Source organism: Streptomyces sp. W16, assembly GCF_033194735.1.
Classification (GTDB): domain Bacteria; phylum Actinomycetota; class Actinomycetes; order Streptomycetales; family Streptomycetaceae; genus Streptomyces.
On record NZ_JAWOAI010001029.1, the window covers coordinates 1 to 1566 of the forward strand.

1 protein-coding gene is annotated in these 1566 nt (G+C 72.5%); it reads left to right on the top strand.

Going from position 1 to position 1566, the window contains the following annotated elements; translation table 11 throughout:
- On the top strand, window positions 1–1566 hold a 1566-nt coding region (locus tag R6V09_RS52750; protein WP_317888496.1), incomplete at both ends, for a Gfo/Idh/MocA family oxidoreductase.

Genomic DNA, 1566 nt, shown 5'->3' on the forward strand with positions numbered 1-1566 from the left:
CGCCGAGCGCCTGGGCGCCGCGGCCTGCGGCGACCCCGCGTCCCCGGCCGTGGAGGCCGCCGTCGCCGAACTCACCGACGGCCACGGCGTGGACCAGGTGTTCCTCGCCGCCGGCGGCGGCAGCAACCAGCCCGTCGAGCTGGCCGCCCGGCTCGCGCGGGACCGCGGCCGGGTCGTCGACATCGGCAAGTGCCGCCTGGACCTGCCGTGGAACGCGTACTACGAGAAGGAACTCGACGTCCGCTTCTCGCGCTCCTACGGCCCCGGACGCTACGACCCGTCGTACGAGCTGGAGGGCCGCGACTACCCGATCGGTTACGTCCGCTGGACCGAGCGCCGCAACCTGGCGTGCTTCCTCGACCTCGTCGCCCGGGGCAGGGTCGACGTGGACCCCCTGGTCTCCCACATCGCCGACTTCGACGACGCCGTCGAGACGTACCGGCGGCTGAAGGACGGCGAACTCAAGGCCGTCGCCGTGCTGTTCCGGTACCCCGAACAGAAGGAGGAAGCGGCGGAGGCCGAGGCCCCGGCCGTCGCCGTTCCCGCAGTGAAGCGGTCCGGCGGCGGAGCGCCCACCCCGGCCCGGTCCGCCAAGACTCCGGTGCGCCTCGCGTTCGTCGGCGCCGGCAACTACGCGACGTCGATGCTGCTGCCGCACCTGGCCCGGCGCGAGGGCGTCGAGCTGTCGACGGTCGTCACCACGACGGCGCTCTCCGCGGCCAACGCGCAGCGGAAGTTCGGCTTCGCCCAGGCGACCACCGACCTCGACGCCGTCCTCGGCGACAAGTCCGTCGACGCGGTGTTCGTGGTCACCCGGCACAGCTCCCACGCCGAACTGACCCGACAGGCACTGCTGGCCGGCAAGACCGTGTTCGTGGAGAAGCCCCTGGCCCTCACGGAGGACGAGCTGGCCGGCGTACTCGCGGCGGTGGAGGAGTCGGGCAACGACCGCCTGCAGGTGGGCTTCAACCGCCGCTTCGCACCGCTGCTCCAGGAGGCCAAGGAGCAGTTCGGCGCTCGGACGGGTCCGGCGAGCCTGCGCTACCTCGTCAATGCGGGCAAGCTCCAGCACGGCAGCTGGTACCTCCAACAGGGCGCCGAGGGCTCGCGGTTCGCCGGTGAGGGCGGCCACTTCATCGACACGGCAAGCTGGCTCCTCGACGCCGACCCGGTCTCCGTGTACGCGACGGCCGCGCCCGGCAACGAGGACCTCCAGGTCGTCCTGCGCTACCCGGACGGCTCCACCGCCACCATCAGCTACGTCACCTCCGGCGCCTCCGGCTTCCCCAAGGAGACCCTTGACCTGGTCGGGGACGGCAAGGTGCTGAAGCTCGACGACTTCGTCCGTGCCTCGGTCCACGGCCCCAAGAAGTGGGTCAGTTCGCGGCTGCCCAAGGCCCGGGACAAGGGGCAGAACGCCGAACTGGCCGCGTTCATCAAGGCAGTTCGGACCGGCGGGCCGATGCCGGTGCCGCTGGAGTCGCTGGTCGCCACCACGGCGGCCACCCTCGCCGTGCAGGCCGGCCTGGCCGGCGGCGCGCCGGTGACGCTGGCGAGGACGCCATG